The sequence below is a fragment of the Myxacorys chilensis genome, assembly GCF_059505265.1.
The window spans coordinates 1-21,740 of sequence record NZ_JCACKG010000271.1; the positions used below are offsets into that span (position 1 = coordinate 1).

A 21,740-nucleotide genomic window follows, 5' to 3' on the forward strand; every position below is an offset into this window, starting at 1 on the left:
ACCCTCTATTTCAGCAGATTCTCTCAGTCACAACAACATATCTGGGACATTACCGTCTTGAAACTTGCTGTAAGTTCCTGCTTTAAAGTTGTTTACCTCTCGTTTCACCTGAGAAAATTTAGAAGAACCATTGACAAAAGATGGATTTCTTTGAGCAAATCGATCTAACAAAATTTCAGCTTGAACAGCGGAGGCATTAGCTTTCTGAAGTTCAAATGGACTTAAAGAGTCCAGTTCAGCCAACTTTTGGCATGAAAAGTCGTAGAAAAGCCCAAAACTAGCTGCCACGCCTCCCAGAAACACCATTGCATAATATAGCTGAGCGATTTGTCCCAAAGTTAGATAGCCAAAGAGACACAACAGAGCTAATGTCCAACTCCAATCAACTATTTCTTTAATTCGCTGAAAATGTAGATGTAGAGATGACATTGGGAGTGTAGAGCAATGACTACTTTTATTTAGAGTTGATTCGTTTCAGCAGAATTGACTTCACTCTATCGGGATTGCTGAGTAGGTTTAGATTTTGATCAGAAGACTGAAAGCCATTTCTACTTATGCGGACTCTCACGTAATCCGTTTTCGGTATTTGTATCCGAAAAACGCCTAGATTATCTGTAGTATCTGAATCAGCGCCGCCCTCAGATTCTATTATTACCTGTGCACCAACTACAGGTTGTTGAGAATCTGCATCTAAAACTCGAATCTTTACGCTCTTTAGCTCTTGTTTCGTCGAATCGGTTTGCTCCGGAGTAGTGAGCCAGGGGATATGCTTTGAGGCTCCATAACCTACAACAAGTGAAAAGCAAATGATCGAGGCAATGAGTAATGGTCTAGGTAGATTGCTAAGGTCCACTGGATTGATGGTAAAAGGTCGCTAGGAATTGTAGTCTTGAAGCCAAATATAGTATCCTTACTCAGCTTTTGCATTGAGAGATATGCAGTTCTCCTAGTCGAGCGAGGATAAAACAGGAAACAGCTCTTGAAGGTTGTATTTCGGACATTATAGAAATACGTGCGCTTTCTTTCAAGACCATTGTTTTTTGTGCAATCCACCTTTTCTAACTTCTCGTGCTAGAAATCTGATACGCTCACATCTTCCGTCTTTCTTGAGAAGCGATTAGAAGCAGGAACGTCCTTACTTTTTTAGGCATGTTCGGCAAAATTAGAGAGAGCTTTTGAGTAGATTCAGCGATCGTTCGTAATATTCTCCACAAGCTTAATACTTTTCGCTCGAAGTGCGCTCCTTTGGAGCTTGCGAAGCGATCGTTCTCTCATCATCCGTCACAGTTTGAACTCCATAGTTCTTGTCTCGGTGGCCTCGCTTCACAAAATGTTTGCCCTCAGTGCCTCCCCTTACAATAAAAACTAGATACGATCTCGATCTCCTTCTAAAACCGATATGAATCCTCAATCCGTAAACCTGTCTTACGAAATCGAACTGCAAAACGGAGAGAAATTGACCTTGCCTGATGAAATCCTCGACAACATTGGTGCAGGTCGTTGGCGCGTTACCATTGCCCCTGTAGAAACGACTCCTCCCCAAACAGACATCCAAAATCACAGTGCCTTCTTGAGTGGGTACGCTGCCGAAGACGAAGGACTCTATGACGACTATACAGCCAGGTGAACTTTGGGTTGCTGACATTCCCTTTACAAACGGTACAGCTTCTAAGAAACGCCCCATTCTGATTCTCTGGCTAGATGGTGATGATGTAGTTGCTGCTGTCGTTACCTCTGCAAAACCGCGAACTCAAACTGATGTTGCCTTAATGGATTGGGCAACGAGTGGTCTGCGAGTGGCATCCACTGTTCGCTTATCTCGGCTAGATTGTTTAGAAAAAGCTCTCCTCTTAGCCAAAATTGGACAAATCTCTCAATCAGATGCACAATCGCTGAAAATTGCTTGGAATTTGCACATCAAACTTCAATTCTGAAAGGTTTACAGGCAGTCTTTCATATGCGATCGCGTCACTTCACCCAGAGATCGCGTCACTTCACCCAGAGATCGCGCTCAATGCCTCCCTTTACAACAAAAACTGGCTACGATCGAATTATGAACGATCGCCTTAGCAGAAGGGTCACAACTTGATGGGCGTGCAACATAGAGCCAGCTTTTATCACACCCTGTAGAAATCGTTAAAGCCTTCAAACTGCGGCGTTTCAGACATTGATGCCTGACTGGAGGGAACATCTGCGGCATTAGCCTTTCTCTCAGCCTGAGGATTGCGATCGATAGGAGCAACAGGGTTGAAAATCTGAGTTGCCTCTTCCTCTTCTACAGGACTAAGCCAAACAATGCGATCGCTGACCTGCAACATCAACTCATCGGTTTCCAGTTGAATAAAAAAGCTCTCCTGACTAAATGCGATCGTCCGAACTGCTTCCCACCCTTGCGACGTTAGGACGAGCAGTGGAGCTTGATCCTGTTTTTTACTGTAATAAATGCGCCAAATCTTCCAGAGTTGTCTCACTTCTGTACTGTTTAGCTCATATCCAGACGGAATCGGGCGATGCTCATATTCCACAAACCCCTTTTCGTTCACGCTGATGGGAATGTAGCGATGTTCGACTAGAATTCGATTGATTAGCTCTTGATAGGTAGAAGACTGGCGAACCAACACAGAACGAATTTGACCGACAAGCTTCGCGGTTGCTAAAAGTCCGCCTTTTTTAGACAACAGTTGTGCCGTATCAAAAGCTGGCTCCACTCGTAGATTTTGATTAGCCAGTAGTGAGAGTTCTCCTTGAACAAACTTTTGGATTAATGCAATGTCATTATCTGGATTCATAAATTATTCCCGCTAGTCATTAGTCCAGCTTGGAAGCCTGGTGGTATTACGGTATAAAGCCGTTGATTGATATCCTTATTATTACTTAGACGTTTAGCCGAAATTTGTTGTTTCTAAGTATTTTCATTAAAGATTCTGTGTTGTTTGCAGCCAAAGCTTAGCCACACTTAGATCAGCAGGGCATCTTACCTAGCTAGTGCATCTACTTAAATAACGAATTTGATGAAGAATAGAAGAAGCGAATGAAAGGTGAATGAATGGGACAGTATGACCGCTTGATTCTAATGGCAGAAGATGAACTGACGCAGTACAGCACTGATGCCCGCAAAATCGAGAAGCTGCGGCGCAAAATTGGGCTTTCGGTATCGGCGAAGGAACAACAGCAGGTGAAAGAGCAACTATTGGCTGAAATGCCGACCGATCCGTTTAATAAAATTGTAGAAACCCAACGTCAAACCGTTGCCCTTCCGTTTTGGGGAATCGCCGGATTGGGGCTGCTGCTCGGTATTTCGTTTTCGCAACCAATCGATTTTGCAGCAACGATCGCAGGCGGCGCGATCGCAATCTACGTTCAAAGACTCGGCTGGAAGCTGCAAGCCAAACGACTCGTCATTCAGACGCTAGAAGACATCGAAGAACGAGTGCGTAAGCCAGATTGAACGACGAGGTTCTCTATCGATCGCTAAGCGACGGCTTGTCCTAACTGAGTCAGGAATTGCAGTGCTTTTGCCACATATCTTGCACAGTCGTAAGGCGACGTTTCATAGAAGGATCGCCATGCAGAACCTTTGAATTCATCATACCGATCGGCGTGATCGGCATGATTTTCCAGCCAAGCGAGACGAACCGCGTGACCGACCAGGACATCCATCACGATGTACTCTTCAACTTTAAAGTCTGGGTTTTGGGCTGCGATCGCGGCAAGCTCCATCAGCGCTTCGACATTGACTTGGCGATATTCTGGCGCTTGCATTTTATTCAACAGGTGTTCCACTTTCAGCGCAAAATTCTTCTCTCCTGCTGTCATTTCAGTGATTAACGATTCACTATCTAATCTATTGCGTCGTTCGAGTTTGTCACCAATCACTAACCCTTTGCAATGATGAAGTAACTTCCATACACCCGGATAGAAATCTTTGGGGACACGATTGACGGCTCCTTCTAGTTGTCGTTTGCGTCGCCAATTTTGATTGGCGGGTTCAATCTCCGTTTGTTCATCCAAAACGACGACCCAATCGATGCCGCGATCAGGAAGTTTCACTTTCAGCGATTCTTGTTTAAATAACGCTTGATTCAAATCGGCGTATCCGACCAAAATTTCATGCAGTCGGGTTTTGATCTCAAACGGACTCAATCGCATCAGCCGTTCGTAAGCTTCGTCTTGCGTCACGTCTAGCTCACGGGCGAGATCGCTGGTCATCAGCAAGATCAGATAGCCGACCCGCAGAGTCAGCAAACCTTTGAATAATTGGGGTTCGGCTTTAATAAGCAAACTGAGATAGACGAGAATTTCTTGAGTCAGGACGCGATCGCCATTATCTTCGCGGCAAAAGTTGCGAATTTTTTCTAAAACTTCCGTGTGCGGCAACGGCTGCACAATTAGCGAAGCCTCGCTATAGGCACGACCCACCGAAATTTGTTTCTGGCGCACGAGAATGTCCGTGACGGCATCTGACAACCCGACATCTACTTTGTCGAGCAATCCTGCCACCCGACGAATAATGCTCCAGTAAGGCGATCGTGCAGCGTTGCCTTTACTCGCTCTGGTATAGATCTCGTTCAATAGATCGCGCACGGTTACAAGTATGCCCAAGTCTACCGTTGAGTCCAATCCTCTAAGACGGACTAGCGTGCTGAGAATTTCCACCTGTTCGTAGAGGTTCTCTGACTCGCGCAGATTTTGGATTAGCAAGGGTAAATCCGCTTCATAGTCTAGCCGAAACTCTTGCATAAAGTTTAACGGCTGCGTCTTCTGAGGATTGTGAGCAAGATAAAATTTTGAAATTCCAACTTCAGCTACAGAAGTCGATTCAAATTGAAAATCGTGGAGGAAATCAATGCGCTCGGTGCTGGCGGTGAGAATAAATTGTCGGAGTTGCCCTAACTGAACAGGGATGTCTCCACATCGCCCTTCCTGCAAGTCTTGAACTAGATCTAAAAGCGCTTCTCGACCGAGTTCTAACATATCTTTTGTCAGCAGCAGCGTTACAGTGGGTCTGCCTAAATGCTGCCAATGACGATGAATGTGGGCCATCTCGCTTTTGATGTTGGAAACCAAGAAGTGATAGTCCAACGTCAGATAAAACCGCTCAGGCTCTAAAAATGACGGCAGAAATACGATCGTTTCTCCCCGGACTTTATAAACGCGAGAGGTTGTCAAACTTCGCATTCGCCGCTGAGAACGACCCGTTAACCCAAGTTTGTCATTTCGTCCAATTTGCGTATAGGCGGCTGCAAGTTCTCTAGCGTGGCGAACTTGAATTGGCGCGACTTGTTCTAGCGTTTGCGTTTCTATATTATTGGCAGCAAGCCTTGCCTGTAATGCTTCATCTTCAGCAATCAGTACGACTTGTATCGTGGCTTTACGCCGTTGTCCTAGCCGCAGGTGCCGTCCGCATGGATCGATGTCGCCCACCGAAATCAGACCGTCTTGTAGCAGTTGAGCGAGAATGTAGAGACTCTGCGCCCACACTAGCGGAACGTTGTCATTTGGGAGGCGGGTTTGAGTGTTGGGATGTTGTTTTTCGGCTGCGATCGCGTGCTCCGGCACGTAATATAATTCGGGCAACAAATCCAGTCCATCTCGATGCACCACGATCTTAGCGAGACGATCGAGATAAGCTTGTGCCTGAGTGCGATCGCCCCGAAAAATTCCGTCTAATGCCAAGTATGTAAAAAACAAAGGCCATTCACACTCAATATGCTCGAACTGCTTTAGCTCCCATGGCTCGTAGTGTAAGCGAGTGTGATCTTCTAGCACGGCTTGGTGTCCATCACGCAGAAATCGCTTGCAGCCATAGTTGCCCTGAAGTAAATTGATAATTTTAGTTCGGGTGCGATCAACGAGTTCAGTATCCTCGATCGCAAAGGCTGGAAACCCAATAACGCTAAGCAGCGCTGCGTCTACTTCTTTAGAGCTTGATTCTCGTGGCAGCAGTGAGTCTAGCGTGACTCGGCAGCGAGCGATTTCATCGGGCAACACATGAATGACGGAAGCGCGATCGCCATGCACCCCATACAGATCTAATCCATTCATGGCTTCTAGCGCTGCCTTCGCCATTCCAACGGAACTCCCGTTCAGTTCAGGGTTGCCGTGATTGATTTTGTTTCCTCGTTCCCATATTCCGTAATCGGGAGTGCGATAGGTTCTGCCAATGTAGTAAACAAGGTTCTGAATAAAATTAACCTCGTCGTTTGTATAGATGATTGATAGTCCAGAGTTGATCATCTGCGCCAACATCAAGAGAAACACTGAGGTGGCATCAAGCTGCAAATGTCCCCACTGATCGTCAGCTACTACGGTTGAGCCGGTGGCGGTATCGTATTTGGCATGAAGCGCATCCAAGGCGACTTGATTTTCTTTAAATTTTTCGACTTTATCGGCTTGCCGCATCATGGCAAATAGCAGACCACGCATCAGTTTAATAACGCTATGTTCTAGCTCGTAGGTGCGTCCTCTGTCGTCCCGTTTTCGGTAAGCTAGCGCCAAGCCCCAAACCGCCAAAATGCTATACACATTGTCTCTCACCCAAGCATCGGTGTAATCGCCGTGAGCATTAACCGCAGTGCTGGCAGGCAGCAATCCTGAAATCGGATTTTGCCGGCTCAGAATCACAGAGTGCACTTGCTGATAGTAGCGATCGAGTCGGTTCGCTACGTTTAAAGCTTGGTCGGTCATATTTCACCTCAAAGCGAGACACTGAAGAATGCCTTAAACAGGTTGCCCCAAAAAATGTCTTACATCCAGATTTCAAAGCGCTTAAGTTTAAGATTGGTTAGAGTGGTGCGTAAATATAAGAACTTTAGTTCAATCACTTGTGGAGTGGAGTTTAATAAGAACATTTCAAGTAGAGATTTTAGATTCTACCCTGAAGATGTCTGGCCTTAACCTAGGATCGAAAATTGTAAACGAATCGGTGGTGAGCTTTGATTTTGCCACTGTATGTGATCGCTGTTTGGTACCCACTTGCTTTGATTAAATAATTTTTGTCTCTAGCTATTATCATCGATGTTCACAATGTTGTTGCTTTTAAGCAAACGTTTCTATTTACCCAAATGTAGCTTACCTGATTAACAAAGCACCTTAGAATCAGTAACCCGATCGGCTCAGTCTTGTGAGATTTACCACTAAAGTCCGAAGACGACAAATTAATCGCGTCGTTGTTTAAACCATTGCTTAATTGGGTCATTAGAGCGAATTTTCCAATCGACGATCGACAGCAGCAGTGGCACTCCGCCTACTTTTAAGCCCATCAGCACATGTAGCACAAGAGCAATCACAATCGTTGCCCAAGCCAGCAGATGCAGGGAGTAGATAGGATGAAGTAATTCACCACCCAATATCCAGTCTGCCTGCGTTTGGTTTCCGGACACGATCGCAACGAGTGGCGCTAGGAGAAGCACAGTATTCACCAGGCGATGTAGGGTGTACCACCAAATCGGCTTCCCAACTTCGGCTAACTTCTCTAGAGAATTTCGTTGAACGAGGCGCTTGTTCCCGAAGGCTAGGCCGTAAAGCGCAAACGCCGGAACGATCGCAAATAAACCCCATCCGAGATTCGCGTGAATGCTAATAATCGTGTCAATCCTGGACAAAGGAAGTTTTCCAAAGCGGTAATCAAACGTGTTGTAGATTAGAAAACCCGACGCGATCGCGGCAAAAACCAGCACTCCATTCACGCTATGAAGAATTCGCAAAAATACTGGCTGATAGGGCTTAATGAGAGGCATCGTCGGAATTCTAAGCGGCTGATTTAGTTTAGCGCGTGGTTCTTCTAGAGCTAAACATATTCGCTATTTAGGAGATATACAAAATAGCTGTTCAGAAAGAAATATATGCTGATTTAGTACAATTAGGGTACTTGCTCACCAAAGCCAAAGGCAACTTGAGGCGAAGCGCATATGGTGCAATCTCCTAAAATTCTCACGCTAGAAGAATTTCTGCAACTGCCAGAAACAAACCCCGCTAGCGAATACATTGACGGACAAATTATGCAAAAACCAATGCCAGAAGGAGAACATAGCGCTATACAGACTGAACTTCCACCCGCTATTAATGCAGCGCTTCGATCTCAAAAGATTGCACGGGCATTCACTGAATTGAGATGTACCTTCGGGGGACGCTCAACCGTGCCAGATATATCGGTTTTTGTTTGGGATCGAATTCCTCGTAAGGACGATGGCAGCGTTGCCAATGATTTCGCCATTGCCCCTGACTGGACAATTGAAATTCTATCTCCAGACCAAAGCCAAACAAAAGTTGTAAAGAATATTCTGCATTGCCTCAAGCACGGTACTCAATTAGGATGGCTCATTGATCCATCTGAAAAAACAGTATTTGTTTGTGCTCCTAACCATCCCGGTGATTTCTTTGATGAACCAGAGCAGATTATTCCCGTTCCTGATTTCGCAAAAGACCTCCAACTTACCGTACAGCAGTTGTTCGATTGGCTATTAAATTAATTTCTTAACGATCGCTGCCCCCACTCCTGCCCTATTTTTCATCCCACCAGAACGGATCAAAACATTACGTCCTACAGCTATTTCTAAAAAGTGCGGTAACGTGTTTAGAAATCTGAAAAAGATTTGTTTCCCACTGAGTAGATTTAGGTACCAAGTTTTAGGAGCAGTCACTATGACTACCGTTAAGGTAGGAATCAACGGATTTGGTCGGATTGGCCGATTGGTGTTTCGGGCAGGACTTGCCAATCCCAACATCGAATTTGTCGGCATCAACGATTTGGTTCCTCCAGACAATCTGGCTTACTTGCTGAAATACGACTCCACTCATGGCATGTACAAGGGTAAAGTCGAAGCGAAAGCCGATGGCATCGTGGTGAATGATAAATTCATTCCTTGCACAGCTATCCGCAATCCAGCAGAGTTGCCGTGGGATCAGTTGGGCGCAGATTACGTGGTCGAAGCAACGGGTTTTTTCACCGATTTTGAAGGGGCATCAAACCACATCAAAGCCGGTGCAAAGCGGGTTGTGATTTCGGCTCCGACCAAAGATCCAGAGCATGTCAAAACGCTATTGATGGGCGTAAATCATCACGAATTTGATCCTGACACTCATACGATCGTATCCAACGCCAGTTGTACGACGAATTGCCTCGCGCCGATCGCGAAAGTTCTGAACGATAACTTCGGGCTAAGTGAAGGGTTGATGACCACTGTTCATGCGATGACAGCAACGCAACCCACGGTCGATGGCCCCAGTAAAAAAGACTGGCGCGGCGGACGCGGGGCCTCGCAAAACATCATTCCTGCCGCAACAGGTGCCGCAAAAGCTGTGACGCTGGTGCTGCCTGAACTGAAAGGCAGACTAACCGGCATGGCCTTTCGCGTTCCAACTCCCGATGTGTCTGTGGTGGATCTCACGTTCAAAACCGAAAAGGCGACGAGCTACAAAGGTATCTGCGCCGCGATGAAGGAGGCCTCGGAATCCTCGCTAAAAGGCGTTTTGGGTTATACAGAAGATGAGGTGGTTTCAACTGATTTCCAGGGCGATCTGCACTCTAGTATTTTTGATGCGGGCGCAGGGATGGAACTCAACTCCAATTTCTTCAAGGTCGTGTCATGGTATGACAACGAATGGGGTTACTCCAATCGAGTGATTGATTTGATGATGACGATCGCACAAAAAGACGGCATCTTGAACTAAGTAAATGCGCGATCGCTCTCGAAATGAAGGCGCGATCGCGCGTTTACAACAACGATCAGAAAAATTCTGGATAAGTAATCGAGCATCTAAACTCAACCTCTAATCTAACAGCCACCCGAACAATTCTCCGACTGTAAGACGAAACTCATTGGCAAAGTCAGGCACAGGAATTTGCTGTTCTGCCACATCAAAGAATTGAGTCGGTCGATCGGCATGATAAACAAATACAATTTTTTCATATGGATCGATCAACCAACCGAGTTGAGTTCCATGTTCAAGGCAGTGCAGAATGTTTTTAATTACTCTGGTTGGGCTTTGATCAGGAGAAAGGATTTCAATTGTCCAATCAGGCGAAATTTGAAACGAGTTAGCAATTTCGCCGTTCTCATCACGCGGAAGTCTATCCCAGCTAAACACTGCTACATCTGGAACCGTTGATCGTCCACCAAATGTACATCTCAACTCAGGATAAGCTCGCGCAATGCGTTTCGGCTTTAACCCCACCTCGATCGCAAGTGTCAGATCCCGTTGAACTGTGCTGTGTTTTCCTTGCGGCATTGGTTTCTGAGTGATTTGACCATTAAAATATTCGCTGGCGGGCTTTGTTTCCGGCAGCTTCAAAAATTCTTCTAATGTGAGAGATTTAGCGGGTGTCTGAACCATGTCTATTGCCTCTCAAGGACTCTCTAGAACTCTACGTTATCATCTTCATCCGACCCGCCAATTACCGAGAGCGGAAAGCGTTCTTTTAATGCAGGAATAACGGGACACGGTTTACGCTCGTCCAAGTTTTCTGGTTTGCCCCAACTGAACGGCGCTTGTTTTGCTGCCGACATCCACAGCAATCGTTTAGCGCGAGTCATCGCGACGTAGAGCAAGCGAAATTCCTCTGCTGTTTTGAGATAGCCTGCGCGTTCCCAAGCTTCTTCTGTGCCAGGAATGGGGTAGTTGTGAACGATCGCTCGGATCTGCGATCGCGCCACTTCTGACAGGGTAAACTCTCCTAGAAACTGCATGAGCGGCGGCACGTAGAGCGATCCCGGAATCGTGTTCTCATGCAGAAACGGCAGAAACACATAATCCCAATCTAACCCTTTGGCTTTGTGCATTGTAATAATTGTGATCTGTGCGGGACGAATATAGCGATCGTCATCTTCCGCCTCAACGGGTTCAAACCGCTCGGAACTAACAATTTCATTTAATACCTCTAGCATTGCTCCTAGCGAACTCTGATGCATTTGCTGCATGATTCGCTCAGTCAATTTATCTGCTGTTGCTAATTCTGTTTGATCATAGTCAAGCGTGTAGGCGAGAAAGGGAATCAGTTGATAGAGCGGAAGTTCTATTCTGGCTCTCAGTAAATTGATGCAATAACGGCTGGACTGTTGAACAGTTGTGGACTGTGGTGGATCGAGTGGAGAGGGATATAAAAACTGTTCGGGGAACAGAATCAGCGCGTTGAGATCTTGATTAGGAATAAGTCGCCGTCCAACTAATACTGACAATGCCGCTTTGAGATTGTCGGACGAATGAGGACGATCGAGAAATTGCAAGAGAGACAGAATTTCGCCCGGAATGTGAGATTGGCGATCGCGCTGTCCGACTTCAAACACGCTCAATTTTTCGTCATACCACCGAGCAAGCTGTTGAGCGACAAATCGCCCTTGTTCATTCGTTCTTACGAGTACTGCTACCGAGGTGTTGGGGTTTTGTTGAAAGAGCGCGATCGCACGTTGCCCAATCATTTCTACGGTCTGATACACGTCATCTGGCGTGTGCAGTTCGAGTCCCAATCCTTCAGGCGCAGGATTAGCATCTTTTTGCGGATCGTTTGCGGAGACGGGATGGATTGCCTGTGGGCGGAATGGGGCTTCTGCCTCGGTAGCAGAATCGGAAGGTTTGCCGTACTTGCGATTGATCCAGGTGAGAACGAAATTTGCAGCGTTGATAATCGTGCGGCTGCTACGACCCGCTTGGTTCATTTCAGCGAGCCGATTTTCAGTGGCACAAGTTTGGCAAAAATCACGGAAGAAGACCGGATCGGCAGGCGTAAAGGTTGAGTTAATCGCTTGGTTTGGATCACCAACGCGCACCAAGTTTTGAATAGAAGAATCTGTGGGATCAGCAGATAGAATTTCTAGTAATTTCGTTTGTAATGGACTTGAATCTTGGGCTTCATCTTCAAACACCGCAAAAACTTGAGTTTGCCAACGATCCTTCGGAGTTTCGTGAAGCGAATCGCGCGCATTTGAATACTCTAATACTCGCAATGCTCCTAAAATCATCTCATCATAATCAATCAAATTTCTTGATTTGAGTTGAGTTTGATATTGCTCATAGAGTCCTGCTGCGATCGCTAAAATCGAATAATCATCATTTACCTCACTATTTCGCAAATCTTGCGGCATCAATCCAGAACTCTTTGCTTCTCGAATTACTGTTGCGGCTAAATCGGGTAACACTTCTGTTCGCAGAACTGATTGCCGTCGTAATCGCTCGGTTTCTTCTCCATCAAACTGTCTGCCTTCAAGCAACCGTTGATACAACGTTGGATTCAGACCTAACCATTGCTCAACGCTGGTACGAATTAACCGATGTCCTTGAGTTGGCGTAATCAAAACTGCATCTGGATTTAAGCCCGATAGTTCTGGGTAGCTCCGTGCGATCGCCCACGCTAATCCATGCAGGGTGTGAACGACGAATCCCCCTTGGGGCAGCGCTAATTCCTTTAAATGTTTGCGAATTTTGGCTTTGATGTTAGCAGCAGCAGATCGCGTGAAGGTGACGACGACTAATTGGTGGCGTGGATGCAATTGATGACGCGCGATCGCAAAGGCAGCAGCAACGGCCATTCCGGTCGATTTCCCGGCTCCAGGCACGGCAGAGACAGCTAAGCGTCCGCTTTGCCAGTCGGCAATCTCGCGCTGTCCGGGACGCAATGTGTCACGAAGCGATCGCAGCAGATCGTCGCGTCTAGTTGATTGAGCATCTGAGGCGAGCCAAGTATCAGCAGACATAGGCAAAATAGATCACTTGCACTAATCCTACTAGACTTCTCGCAGAATTGGATTGGCAGATGTAGTGACTGAATGGCTGAAAACCAAGGTTGAGTGATTCTCGTAAGCTTAATTCATTGGAGAAAACTAGAAGCGTTATTATTTAGGAGAGCAGATTTCAGTGTTCAGCAGCGCTACTGATTTGCAAATCGCTCCCTATTTTTGTTGTGCCTTCACACTATGATTCAAGCTCTTGCACAATCGATCGCGTTTGATGAGTTTATCGCTTGGTATCCAGAAAACTCAGAGACTCGCTACGAACTGCATCGTGGAGTAATTGTTGAAATGCCAAAACCAAGAGGCAAACATTCTGATGTTGCAGGGTTCCTAAGCGGATCGCTGTTTATTGAAATAGGGCGAATGAACCTTTCCTACTTTATTCCTAGAGAATGCATCGTTAGAACAATTGATGGGGAATCGGGCTATGAACCCGATGTGATTGTGTTGGACAGACAAACGATCGCAGACGATCTGCAGTGGGAGAAAGAATCGGTTATTACCAAAGGGAAGTCTACGCGGCTAGTTATTGAAGTAGTCAGTACCAATTGGCGGGATGATTATGCCCACAAATTTACAGATTATGAAGCGTTAGGCATTCCTGAATATTGGCAGGTTGATTATTTGGGTTTAGGCGGTAGACGTTATATTGGCAATCCTAAGCAACCAACCCTCTCGGTTTGTGAGCTAATCGATGGAGAATATGAGATCCGTCAGTTTCGAGGAAGCGACCCTAGCGGTATCTGCGAAGCAGCGCGCATCATTTCTCCAACACTCCCAGATCTACAACTGACCGCAGAACAAGTTTTTGCAGCAGGACAATGAAAGAAGTGGAAAATGAGTAGCCGAACATCTCTAGAGCAAACCCTCAAAGCCTTTTATGATTGTTTCTGCTATCTGTTCAAACTTGCAACTGTTGGCTGAACAGATTTTGACAGCAGACAGATAGCGCAACGTTTAGAAACAGGGTAACTTAGTTGAAGGTTAGGCCATATTTGCTATCAGTGAGCAGCAGATTTGAGCACTTAGATAAAAGCGTTAGTCCAGATGTATAGTTGTCTTGCGGTCAACTATGAGGCGATTGCTGTGAGGTTACTGAATCTTGTACTCAAATTTAAAGTGGAGCTTAGATTATGGGAATGCCATGTCAAGTCAACAGCATTCTAAAATTAAATCCATCTCAGGGCTATCCTACACAATTTGAGAAGGGTAAACGGTATCAGGCTCAAAAAGAAGGCTACAGAATCATTCCGGTAGATGTTCCAATTCCGTTAGTGGATGAAGATTGGCTTGCTCGTGCAGATATTAAAATTTGCAGACTTGTTTGGCAAGATGGCATGACCAGTGTAGAGTTTGAAATTGATAGAATTTACCAGATTCCATTTTTAACCAAAGATTAGAAGTATGGTTAGGGTTAATTAACTACGTTTAAGTAAAACAATCATCTATGAAACTGAATCATTTCTCCCAAAACTTAGATTAACTCAAGCTTTCATATCTATCTTATTTCTCGTTGTTCGAGTATTATCAGTTTGGGCGATACTTAATCTTTTTTACTAGCGAAAATAGAAGATAGCTTAGTCATACGCTAAACATTTGCAAGCTGATCTTCTGATGATTGAACCAAGTCTTTCTGACCATCTAACTGATCCAAAATGCTGAGAAATTCTCGTTCAAATGTCACTTGAGCGCGATTCGTTCTGCCGCCGATATACAGCGTGTCGTCTTGTTGCAATGCCCAAATTTGCGAGTGAGATACATAACTCATCATGACGCCAAGCATCAGTAAGCCGAAGCCGAGGTACACCACAGGAATACCGGGATCGGCTTTGATTTGCAGTCCGGTGCTGCCGATGATATCCGCGATCGCAACCTTGACTCCGTGAATCTCAACCGACATGCCTTTACGCACAGTAGAGATCAGTTTGCCTTGCATGTCGTAAATGAGCAGTAACCCCTGCATGTCTCTCGCCACCAGAGAAACACCATCACTGAGATCCGGTTTGAGCGGCAAAAATGTTCCCCAAATTCTGCCGCCGATCGCATCTAGTTTTGCCATTGGCAACTGCAACAGGGGACTGTTGTTTAATTTAAGCTGAACACCCGCGATCGCCCAATCCGCTTGATAGAGTGTGACGCCTTTATAACGAAGCGGTTGATTAACGTGGATTGTTTGCTGATCAACTTTGTTGCCGTCTTTGTTCAACACAGACAGCGTTGAATAGAACTGATCGATTTCTCCAGATGGCAAATAGTCAATCCAAAATTGATCGACTTTCACTGACCAATCATTTAACACCGAAAGATTGGCAAAGGGTCCAGCATCGGTGACATTTCTGATTTGAAAGGTGGCTCCACTTGGAACAATTTCTTGAGCGATAAATCCGGTCATCGCGCCGATCACGCCACCCAGCAAGATCACCAGCATTCCCACATGAACGACAATCGGACCAATTCTGCCGATAATGCCTTTGTGCGCGTAGAGTTTTTCGCCTTCTTGAAAGATTTTGTAGCGACGCTGTTTTAGCAAAGGCGCAATGTCTGGAAGTGGGGCTTGCTTAAATTCTGCGCTCAGGGCAAACTTTTGAAATTGGCGAGGCTGGCTGTAGAAATTCCATGTCCGCGAAAACCAGCGCAACGCAGGCAACTGACGAGTAAAGGTACAGGCGGTCAAACTTGCGCCAAACAGAATCAAGATTGCCAAATACCACCAAGTTCGATACACATGATCCAAGCCTGCTGTTAGCAACACTTTCCAGGTGAGAAAGCCAAACAGAGCCGGGTGTTCTGGATAATTGAATTGATAGAATGCCAGCGATTGTCCTTGCTCGATTACGGTTCCAGCAATGCTGAAGATGGCGATCGCCAACAGCAATGCGATCGCGAGGCGCAAATCTGCCAGAACGGGTACAATTTCTTTTCTAAAATATCGCTTAGGCGCAGTGATCCAAGTATTCATAATTCTTAAACGGCTTAACTCAGTAATCCAAATCTCGACAGCAGCGAGAATACGCCGAATCCGACTAATAACGCTCCACTGGTGGGCGTAATCCAGGCTGACCAACGCCGCACTTCTAGCAATTTCTTGATCGACGCGGTAAACGTTCCTGCAAGAATCAGGGGCGCAACGTAACCTGCGGTGTAGCAAAGCAACAGCGTGCCGCCTAAAACCGGATCTTTTGTAGATCCAATCCAAGCGAGGATGGTTGCTAAAACAGGAGTGCTACACGGAGACGCCACTAATCCGAACGTGACGCCCAAGAAATACGATCGCGCACTCGTCGGCAAGTCTTTAGAAATCCAATTCATGCCATCAAATGACGGCAGCGGAAACGGGAGGGCTTCCATGAGATTTAAGCCCATGACGATCGCGACTAGGCTAACTACAATCGGCAGTCCTAATCCGATCTGCCCGTACACTTGCCCCAACAAGGTTGCTGCAATGCCTAATCCTGCCAGTGTGGTTGCGAGTCCAAGCGAAAACCAGGTCGATTGGAGCGCTCCTTGCCAACGTTTGTCAGTGTCGTATCCGCCGATATAGCCAATGGTGATGGGCAACATCGACAATGTGCAGGGAGTCAAGCTGGTGAGCAACCCCGCCGCGAAGATAATCGCCGCGCTAACAGGCGTGAGATGAGTTAGCTGAGTTGAAACAAGCCCATTGGCAAACTGAGCCAATTCGTAAAGCGATGTTTGAAGGGTTTCTAACATGGATTAAGTGTTACGCAATTTAAAGCGTCACTCATATTCTATCGGCTAATGTATCGGCTCTGAGGGCGACGCCCGTATCGCAATCAAAGATGTGAATATTGTCGATCGCAGGTTCTCCGTTGCGCCCTGCGATCGCTAACCATAGCTCTTCTCCAATTCTGACTCTGCGATCGGGGTCTATTCGCACTTGCATTAGGTCAGAATTATCTCTCAACTTAACCGCCAGATAAGTCTCACTTCCCAACGCTTCTACAAGATCAACCTTAACGGGAATGGTCTGTTCCGATGAAACACCCACGCTCAGATGCTCAGGGCGAATTCCTAGTGTCACCATGCGACCGTCATACGGTGTCAGTATGGTTTTCCAAGAATCAGGCAAGGTGAGGCGAAAGAGCGCATGATGCAGAGTTAATGGAGCGCGAACTTGCATCGGCAGAAAATTCATGGGCGGTGAACCAATAAATTCTGCAACAAAGCGGTTCGCTGGACGGTGATACAGTTCGAGCGGGGTGGCGAGTTGCTGAATTTGTCCGGCGTTCATGACCGCAATGCGATCGCCCATGGTCATGGCTTCGGTTTGGTCGTGGGTGACATAAATGGTTGTTGTACCGAGTTGGCGTTGCAGTTTAACAATCTGAGCGCGAGTTTCTGCCCGCAGTTTTGCATCTAAATTGGACAGCGGTTCGTCCATTAAGAATACTTGCGGATTGCGTGCCATTGCTCGACCTAACGCGACGCGCTGTTTTTGTCCACCCGACAACTGTTTGGGCAAGCGCTTGAGCAGTGGCTCAATTTGCAGCATTTGTGCGACGAGTTTTACCCGTTCCTGAACGGCGCGTTCTCGATCTGTGACATAACGCAATTTGGTTGGGAGTTTGCGAGTCGATCCCACCAGCACGTTATCGATCCAACGCGACTTTTGCCCGTCAAGTTTTGTCCGTCGCAAGCCAAAGGCGAGATTGTCGTAAACGCTCATGTGAGGATAGAGCGCATAATTTTGAAACACCATTGCGATGTCTCGTTCTTTGGGCGGCAGATCGTTAACGGTGCGATCGCTGACTCGAATTGACCCTGCTGTAATGTCTTCGAGTCCGGCAATTAGCCGCAGCAGCGTACTTTTACCGCATCCTGACGGGCCGACCAGCACCATAAATTCGCCGTCTTCGATCAGCAAATTAATCGATCGCAATACAGCAGTGTCCTGCTCGGTTGTGCCTTTTTGGTAGGTTTTATAGATATTTTCGAGAACGACTTGAGCCACGATCGCACCTGTTGACGCAGTGTAAATGCAGTTTATCGTACCGGAAATTCGATGGAATGGAAGTCGTTACGAATTGTTTGCAGTCGGAGATGCTACAAGCTCGACATCGTTATAAATTTCTTGGATGGAAAAGGAAGCAATAGTAATCAGTTTTAGTCGCACATTGCTTTGCAAGCTCCGAAGGATCGTTAAAATGAAATCCAAACTGCACTTTGCTTCAGAATTTGATCATGGCTATTCCTGAACAGATTTACGAGATTGTCAAAACTCTGCCCCCAGCGCAAGCCAACGAAATTCTCACATTTGCGAAGTTTATTCGCGCTAAGCACCTGAATGCAAACCGATCAACCAATGCAGTAGATGTTTCAGATGCTTCGATGCCTTGGTCAGAACTAGTTCATTCCCTATCTGGAGCTTGGGCAGATGACTTTCCCACTTTAGAAGAGATTCGCAGGGAGATAGGGCAGGATATCCAGCGCGAGAGCCTCTAAAATGTACGTTTTAGATACAAATACTTTAATTTACTACTTCAAAGGTCAAGGACAAGTTACTCAAAACCTTGGTAACGTTGCTTCCAAAGAAATTTGCATTCCGACGCTCGTTCTTTTTGAACTGCAAGTTGGCATTGCAAAATCTACCTCGCCTGTAAAGCGTACCCAACAGCTTCAGCAACTTTTGAGCCGTGTTCATTTGGTTTCGTTTGATCGGAATGCTGCTCTTACTGCCGCTACAATTCGCGCCGAGCTAGAGCAACAAGGAACTCCAATTGGTTCAATCAATGTTTTGATTGCTGGAACAGCGATCGCACTTCAGGCGACGCTGGTCACTCGCAATGTCGATGAGTTCTCCAGAGTTTCACGACTTAAGATCGAAGATTGGTATTGATTTTTAGCACTTGCAAGATAAACCAGAAAAGATTCTTACGAGCGCAATGGATTTCAATTTAGAAATCCTCTCGCAGGTTTGCTTTGAGCTAATCACAGCATCTGTTCAAGATTCTGCTAGACAGCATCTCCGTAAGCACTGAGACAAATCGCGTTTTACGGCGATCGCACTGCCTAATCACAGTTAAATTTCTGCGCGATTGCATTAGCAGCTCCTCTTTCACAGATCAACTCTCCGTGATCGCGGAGTAAAATCATGTTTTTCAGTGATCAAATGAGTTCAATTGCGGGATCTACGCTCGTGATCTACGCATCGTTTATTAATTTTGCGATTCAAATTTCTGATTCTTCGGAACTTACAAAGCGATCGCGGATTTAACTTCAGAAATTCTTAGCACTTTAACCTCAGTAGCTTAAGAATCAAGTTGCGATCCTTTAGAGCTTGCAAATTAATTGCGCTTTAAACTAAATTCAGTCAATTGCAGAAACAAAACTATGAAGGCTTATCAAATCCAAACTGCGTCAGGAATTGATGCCCTTACGATCGCAGAACTTCCCGATCCGCAGCCCGGTGTAGGTCAAATTCTCATTAACGTTCGAGCCACTTCCCTCAACTACCGAGATACTGTCGTCGTTCAAGGTCTGTATCCGGGACAAACGCTGCCTCTTATTCCAATATCAGACGGAGCAGGAGAGGTAGTGGCAATTGGGGAAGGCGTGACGCGGGTAAAGGTAGGCGATCGCGTGGCTGGTTGTTTCTTTCAAACCTGGTTTTCGGGTCGATTAACGCGCCAAAACACTCTCTCCGCTCTTGGCGGCGCGATCGATGGAATGCTGGCTGACTATGTCGTGTTAGATCAAGATAGCGTCGTCAAATTGCCCGATCATTTGTCCTATGAAGAGGGAGCAACGCTTCCTTGTGCCGCTGTAACAGCTTGGCACGCGTTGACAAGAGGATGTTTAACAGCAGGTGAAACAGTTTTGCTGCTAGGAACAGGTGGCGTCTCGATTTTTGCGCTGCAATTTGCCAAAGTATTCGGAGCCAAAATCATCATTACCTCTAGCAGCGATGAAAAATTAAACCGCGCGAAAGCTTTGGGAGCACACGAAACGGTAAATTACAAAACCTATCCCGATTGGGAGAAAAAAGTTTATGAACTAACCGAGCGAGAAGGCGTTGATCAGGTGATTGAAGTGGGCGGATCTGGAACGTTGGAAAAATCGCTGCGATCAGTGCGCGTTGGCGGACGAGTCAGCCTGATCGGGATTTTAGCAGGCGTGGGTGAAGTGAATCACACGCAAATTCTCATGAAGAGTATTGATGTGCAGGGAATTTATGTGGGTAGTCGAGACATGTTTGAAGCAATGAACGCCGCGATCGCGCTACATCAGATCAAACCCGTTGTCGATCGCGTCTTTCCGTTTAGCGAAGCTAAAGCTGCTTACCGTCATATGCAAAGCGGCGCTCACTTCGGCAAAATTGTGATTCAGCACTGATAGATAGCTGTTAGGTCAGACTTGGTAGATTACTTCATCATCAACGGAGTTCACGATCGCTTTACCGCTACAGCAGCCAGATCAGCGATCGCAACTTCATTCAGAGGGTTTTAATTTAAGGATTACGCGATCGCTAAATACATGCCTATATTGCAAACACTGGCAGGTCAGCCCATTAATCAGTCCATTAAATAGAATCAGCCCATCAAACAGATGTTGAGCAAATCGGTGTTGAGCGTTTCCCCGTCATCATCATCCGCACTCCGCCTGCCGGAGCAAGGGTAAACCCGCGTCGGCGCAGTTGAACGGGTTGATCTTCTACCAAAGCAAGATCATACTTTGATAAAACCATTGCAAGGACGAGTTTCATCTCTAGTTGAGCGATCGCATATCCTAGACAGCGCCGACTTCCACCGCCGAAAGGAAAGTATTCGGAAGGAGAGTACTGACGTTCCAGAAAGCGTTCGGGCTTAAAGTGGTGCGCCTCTGGATACAAGTCTTCGCGCCTATGTACCATATAGATGCTTGGCATCAATGTTGTCTCAGCATCAAACTGATATCCTGCGATCGTCATAGCGGATTTAGTGATGCGTGGAAACAGGACTGGCAAGACGGGATACATCCGCAGCGTTTCTTGACAAACTGCCGTTAAATACGGAAGTTGAGCAATCTTCATAGGGGCTGAATGTTCCCCTAAGCTATCTAGTTCCTGCACCAGTTTTTCCCGCACATCGGGCAATCGGTGGATCTGATACAGTGCCCAGGCTAACGTTGTAGCTGTAGTTTCGTGTCCAGCAAACAAAAGTGAGAGGAGTTCATCTCTTAATTCCTCGTCGGTCATTGCTTGTCCGGCTTCATCTCGTGCTGCCATCATCAAGCTCAAGACATCGGTGCGTCCCTGATCACCCGTCTGTCGTCGCTCCTCGATTTCTGCTTGCAGCAGATCATGAACCTGACGCTGTCGCCGTTTCATCTGTCCCCACGGTGTCCAGGCTCCCCAATCGCGCTGTAAGAACCGCAAAAACAAAATGCTTGAGCGCAGCGGAGAATCGGTCATATCGAGCCAATCGGTGAGTAGGGGCTTCAGTTGTTGATAGCGTTCTCCATCGCTTAAACCAAAAACAACTTGCAAAATCACTTCAAGGCTAACCTTCTGCATCGTAGTCCGAGCGACAAAGGTTTGACCGACTTGCCACTGACTAGCGACTTGATCCGCAATCAGGCAAATTTGCTGGGCGTAAGTGTGTAGCCTTTCTCCATGAAACGGAGGCATTAATAATTTGCGTTCTCGTCGATGTCGATCGCCGTCCAGCAGCATGATAGAATTGCGCCCAACTAGCGGTTCTGCCAAGGCATTTGCGCGTCCCACATCAAACTGTTTGGAATCTCGGTTAAAAATCTCCTGAATCACTTGTGGATTACCAATCACCACACAACATCCCAGTCCGGCCAGCTGCATGGTAAAGATGTCTCCATAGCGTTGGCTGTATTTCTCCTGAAATTGGATCGGATCGGCAATCCAATGCCTCAGTTGCAACCAAGGAGAACCGGGGATGCAATTTGGTAGTTGAGTTGACATAACATTCCCCCTAGCTATAACTAACTCTTTCTCAACTTTACCTTAGGGGAAAAGGGTTGATGGTTCACCGAAATCATGATAGC

21 protein-coding genes and 1 pseudogene are annotated in these 21,740 nt (G+C 46.4%); 10 read left to right on the forward strand and 12 right to left on the reverse strand.

Annotated features, from left to right (window positions below; all coding sequences use genetic code 11):
- Positions 1 to 27: 27 nt before the first annotated feature.
- Positions 28 to 429, reverse strand: a complete 402-nt coding sequence (locus AC5JLB_RS27595) for a hypothetical protein (protein ID WP_495877039.1) — start codon at positions 427 to 429, stop codon at positions 28 to 30.
- A gap of 25 nt (positions 430 to 454) precedes the next feature.
- The gene (locus AC5JLB_RS27600; RefSeq protein WP_495877040.1) at positions 455 to 853 is read right to left on the reverse strand and encodes a carboxypeptidase-like regulatory domain-containing protein; all 399 of its coding nucleotides are present in this window, start codon (positions 851 to 853) and stop codon (positions 455 to 457) included.
- A 546-nt stretch (positions 854 to 1,399) separates the two neighbouring features.
- On the opposite strand from AC5JLB_RS27600, the gene AC5JLB_RS27605 reads away from it, so the two are divergent.
- Both AC5JLB_RS27605 and AC5JLB_RS27610 read left to right on the forward strand, forming a co-directional pair.
- Positions 1,400 to 1,627 carry a hypothetical protein gene (locus tag AC5JLB_RS27605; RefSeq protein ID WP_495877041.1) on the forward strand — a complete coding sequence of 76 codons (228 nt, stop codon included), beginning with the start codon at positions 1,400 to 1,402 and terminating at the stop codon, positions 1,625 to 1,627.
- Positions 1,605 to 1,934, forward strand: a complete 330-nt coding sequence (locus tag AC5JLB_RS27610) for a type II toxin-antitoxin system PemK/MazF family toxin (protein WP_495877042.1) — start codon at positions 1,605 to 1,607, stop codon at positions 1,932 to 1,934. The genes AC5JLB_RS27605 and AC5JLB_RS27610 overlap by 23 nt, the downstream gene beginning before the upstream one ends.
- A gap of 183 nt (positions 1,935 to 2,117) precedes the next feature.
- On the opposite strand, the gene AC5JLB_RS27615 is transcribed toward AC5JLB_RS27610, so the two are convergent.
- Complete coding sequence (locus AC5JLB_RS27615; protein WP_495877043.1) at positions 2,118 to 2,789, reverse strand: hypothetical protein; 672 nt, start codon at positions 2,787 to 2,789, stop codon at positions 2,118 to 2,120.
- A 257-nt stretch (positions 2,790 to 3,046) separates the two neighbouring features.
- Between AC5JLB_RS27615 and AC5JLB_RS27620 the strand changes: the two genes are divergently transcribed.
- Positions 3,047 to 3,448, forward strand: coding sequence for a hypothetical protein (locus tag AC5JLB_RS27620; RefSeq protein ID WP_495877044.1), 402 nt, complete (start codon positions 3,047 to 3,049; stop codon positions 3,446 to 3,448).
- Positions 3,449 to 3,471: 23 nt separating this feature from the next.
- Here the strand turns inward: AC5JLB_RS27620 and AC5JLB_RS27625 are convergent, their stop codons facing one another.
- A complete protein-coding gene (locus tag AC5JLB_RS27625; protein ID WP_495877045.1) occupies positions 3,472 to 6,687 on the reverse strand; it encodes a phosphorylase b kinase regulatory subunit alpha/beta in 3,216 nt (1,071 codons plus the stop codon).
- Between the two features lie 470 nt (positions 6,688 to 7,157).
- On the reverse strand, positions 7,158 to 7,739 hold the full coding sequence (locus AC5JLB_RS27630; protein ID WP_495877046.1) for a cytochrome b/b6 domain-containing protein: 582 nt from the start codon (positions 7,737 to 7,739) through the stop codon (positions 7,158 to 7,160).
- A gap of 171 nt (positions 7,740 to 7,910) precedes the next feature.
- Here AC5JLB_RS27630 and AC5JLB_RS27635 point away from each other — a divergent pair, with 171 nt between their 5' ends.
- Both AC5JLB_RS27635 and gap read left to right on the forward strand, forming a co-directional pair.
- Entirely contained in the window at positions 7,911 to 8,471 is a 561-nt protein-coding gene (locus tag AC5JLB_RS27635; protein WP_495877047.1) for a Uma2 family endonuclease, read from the forward strand.
- A gap of 172 nt (positions 8,472 to 8,643) precedes the next feature.
- Positions 8,644 to 9,672: a type I glyceraldehyde-3-phosphate dehydrogenase gene (gene gap, locus AC5JLB_RS27640; protein WP_495877048.1), complete on the forward strand. Its 1,029-nt coding sequence runs from the start codon at positions 8,644 to 8,646 to the stop codon at positions 9,670 to 9,672.
- A gap of 99 nt (positions 9,673 to 9,771) precedes the next feature.
- On the opposite strand, the gene AC5JLB_RS27645 is transcribed toward gap, so the two are convergent.
- Both AC5JLB_RS27645 and AC5JLB_RS27650 read right to left on the reverse strand, forming a co-directional pair.
- Positions 9,772 to 10,335, reverse strand: a complete 564-nt coding sequence (locus tag AC5JLB_RS27645; protein ID WP_495877049.1) for a Uma2 family endonuclease — start codon at positions 10,333 to 10,335, stop codon at positions 9,772 to 9,774.
- A gap of 23 nt (positions 10,336 to 10,358) precedes the next feature.
- Positions 10,359 to 12,689, reverse strand: coding sequence for an ATP-dependent helicase (locus AC5JLB_RS27650; RefSeq protein WP_495877050.1), 2,331 nt, complete (start codon positions 12,687 to 12,689; stop codon positions 10,359 to 10,361).
- Between the two features lie 219 nt (positions 12,690 to 12,908).
- On the opposite strand from AC5JLB_RS27650, the gene AC5JLB_RS27655 reads away from it, so the two are divergent.
- On the forward strand, positions 12,909 to 13,550 hold the full coding sequence (locus AC5JLB_RS27655; protein ID WP_495877051.1) for a Uma2 family endonuclease: 642 nt from the start codon (positions 12,909 to 12,911) through the stop codon (positions 13,548 to 13,550).
- A gap of 308 nt (positions 13,551 to 13,858) precedes the next feature.
- Entirely contained in the window at positions 13,859 to 14,125 is a 267-nt protein-coding gene (locus tag AC5JLB_RS27660; protein ID WP_495877052.1) for a DUF2584 family protein, read from the forward strand.
- Between the two features lie 188 nt (positions 14,126 to 14,313).
- Here AC5JLB_RS27660 and AC5JLB_RS27665 read toward each other — a convergent pair whose 3' ends face one another.
- The 4 genes and pseudogenes from AC5JLB_RS27665 to AC5JLB_RS27680 form a co-directional block, all read right to left on the reverse strand.
- Entirely contained in the window at positions 14,314 to 15,684 is a 1,371-nt protein-coding gene (locus tag AC5JLB_RS27665) for a cytochrome c biogenesis protein (protein ID WP_495877053.1), read from the reverse strand.
- 14 nt (positions 15,685 to 15,698) lie between these two features.
- Positions 15,699 to 16,436 (reverse strand): cytochrome c biogenesis protein CcdA, encoded by a 738-nt coding sequence (locus AC5JLB_RS27670; protein WP_495877054.1) that lies wholly within the window; start codon positions 16,434 to 16,436, stop codon positions 15,699 to 15,701.
- Between the two features lie 31 nt (positions 16,437 to 16,467).
- Positions 16,468 to 17,127, reverse strand: a complete 660-nt coding sequence (locus AC5JLB_RS27675; protein ID WP_495877076.1) for an ABC transporter ATP-binding protein — start codon at positions 17,125 to 17,127, stop codon at positions 16,468 to 16,470.
- Positions 17,125 to 17,697 (reverse strand): annotated as a pseudogene (locus AC5JLB_RS27680) (ABC transporter ATP-binding protein); the annotation flags it as partial. The pseudogene AC5JLB_RS27680 and the gene AC5JLB_RS27675, both read right to left, overlap by 3 nt.
- Before the next feature lie 230 nt (positions 17,698 to 17,927).
- On the opposite strand from AC5JLB_RS27680, the gene AC5JLB_RS27685 reads away from it, so the two are divergent.
- The 3 genes from AC5JLB_RS27685 (at position 17,928) to AC5JLB_RS27695 (ending at position 20,078) form a co-directional block, all read left to right on the forward strand.
- Positions 17,928 to 18,188, forward strand: a complete 261-nt coding sequence (locus AC5JLB_RS27685; protein ID WP_495877055.1) for a DUF2281 domain-containing protein — start codon at positions 17,928 to 17,930, stop codon at positions 18,186 to 18,188.
- Position 18,189: 1 nt separating this feature from the next.
- Positions 18,190 to 18,582, forward strand: coding sequence for a type II toxin-antitoxin system VapC family toxin (locus tag AC5JLB_RS27690; RefSeq protein WP_495877056.1), 393 nt, complete (start codon positions 18,190 to 18,192; stop codon positions 18,580 to 18,582).
- 494 nt (positions 18,583 to 19,076) lie between these two features.
- Positions 19,077 to 20,078: a zinc-dependent alcohol dehydrogenase family protein gene (locus AC5JLB_RS27695; protein ID WP_495877057.1), complete on the forward strand. Its 1,002-nt coding sequence runs from the start codon at positions 19,077 to 19,079 to the stop codon at positions 20,076 to 20,078.
- A gap of 205 nt (positions 20,079 to 20,283) precedes the next feature.
- Here the strand turns inward: AC5JLB_RS27695 and AC5JLB_RS27700 are convergent, their stop codons facing one another.
- A complete protein-coding gene (locus tag AC5JLB_RS27700) occupies positions 20,284 to 21,657 on the reverse strand; it encodes a cytochrome P450 (RefSeq protein WP_495877058.1) in 1,374 nt (457 codons plus the stop codon).
- Between the last annotated feature and the right edge of the window lie 83 nt (positions 21,658 to 21,740).

Excerpts from the sequence above, each read along its gene's own strand:
- AC5JLB_RS27595 (WP_495877039.1), bottom strand. The coding sequence starts at position 429 with ATGTCATCTCTACATCTACATTTTCAGCGAATTAAAGAAATAGTTGAT.
- AC5JLB_RS27605 (WP_495877041.1), top strand. The coding sequence starts at position 1,400 with ATGAATCCTCAATCCGTAAACCTGTCTTACGAAATCGAACTGCAAAAC.
- AC5JLB_RS27610 (WP_495877042.1), top strand. The coding sequence starts at position 1,605 with ATGACGACTATACAGCCAGGTGAACTTTGGGTTGCTGACATTCCCTTT.
- AC5JLB_RS27615 (WP_495877043.1), bottom strand. The coding sequence starts at position 2,789 with ATGAATCCAGATAATGACATTGCATTAATCCAAAAGTTTGTTCAAGGA.
- AC5JLB_RS27620 (WP_495877044.1), top strand. The coding sequence starts at position 3,047 with ATGGGACAGTATGACCGCTTGATTCTAATGGCAGAAGATGAACTGACG.
- AC5JLB_RS27625 (WP_495877045.1), bottom strand. The coding sequence starts at position 6,687 with ATGACCGACCAAGCTTTAAACGTAGCGAACCGACTCGATCGCTACTAT.
- AC5JLB_RS27630 (WP_495877046.1), bottom strand. The coding sequence starts at position 7,739 with ATGCCTCTCATTAAGCCCTATCAGCCAGTATTTTTGCGAATTCTTCAT.
- AC5JLB_RS27635 (WP_495877047.1), top strand. The coding sequence starts at position 7,911 with ATGGTGCAATCTCCTAAAATTCTCACGCTAGAAGAATTTCTGCAACTG.
- gap (WP_495877048.1), top strand. The coding sequence starts at position 8,644 with ATGACTACCGTTAAGGTAGGAATCAACGGATTTGGTCGGATTGGCCGA.
- AC5JLB_RS27645 (WP_495877049.1), bottom strand. The coding sequence starts at position 10,335 with ATGGTTCAGACACCCGCTAAATCTCTCACATTAGAAGAATTTTTGAAG.
- AC5JLB_RS27650 (WP_495877050.1), bottom strand. The coding sequence starts at position 12,689 with ATGTCTGCTGATACTTGGCTCGCCTCAGATGCTCAATCAACTAGACGC.
- AC5JLB_RS27655 (WP_495877051.1), top strand. The coding sequence starts at position 12,909 with ATGATTCAAGCTCTTGCACAATCGATCGCGTTTGATGAGTTTATCGCT.
- AC5JLB_RS27660 (WP_495877052.1), top strand. The coding sequence starts at position 13,859 with ATGGGAATGCCATGTCAAGTCAACAGCATTCTAAAATTAAATCCATCT.
- AC5JLB_RS27665 (WP_495877053.1), bottom strand. The coding sequence starts at position 15,684 with ATGAATACTTGGATCACTGCGCCTAAGCGATATTTTAGAAAAGAAATT.
- AC5JLB_RS27670 (WP_495877054.1), bottom strand. The coding sequence starts at position 16,436 with ATGTTAGAAACCCTTCAAACATCGCTTTACGAATTGGCTCAGTTTGCC.
- AC5JLB_RS27675 (WP_495877076.1), bottom strand. The coding sequence starts at position 17,127 with ATGGACGAACCGCTGTCCAATTTAGATGCAAAACTGCGGGCAGAAACT.
- AC5JLB_RS27685 (WP_495877055.1), top strand. The coding sequence starts at position 17,928 with ATGGCTATTCCTGAACAGATTTACGAGATTGTCAAAACTCTGCCCCCA.
- AC5JLB_RS27690 (WP_495877056.1), top strand. The coding sequence starts at position 18,190 with ATGTACGTTTTAGATACAAATACTTTAATTTACTACTTCAAAGGTCAA.
- AC5JLB_RS27695 (WP_495877057.1), top strand. The coding sequence starts at position 19,077 with ATGAAGGCTTATCAAATCCAAACTGCGTCAGGAATTGATGCCCTTACG.
- AC5JLB_RS27700 (WP_495877058.1), bottom strand. The coding sequence starts at position 21,657 with ATGTCAACTCAACTACCAAATTGCATCCCCGGTTCTCCTTGGTTGCAA.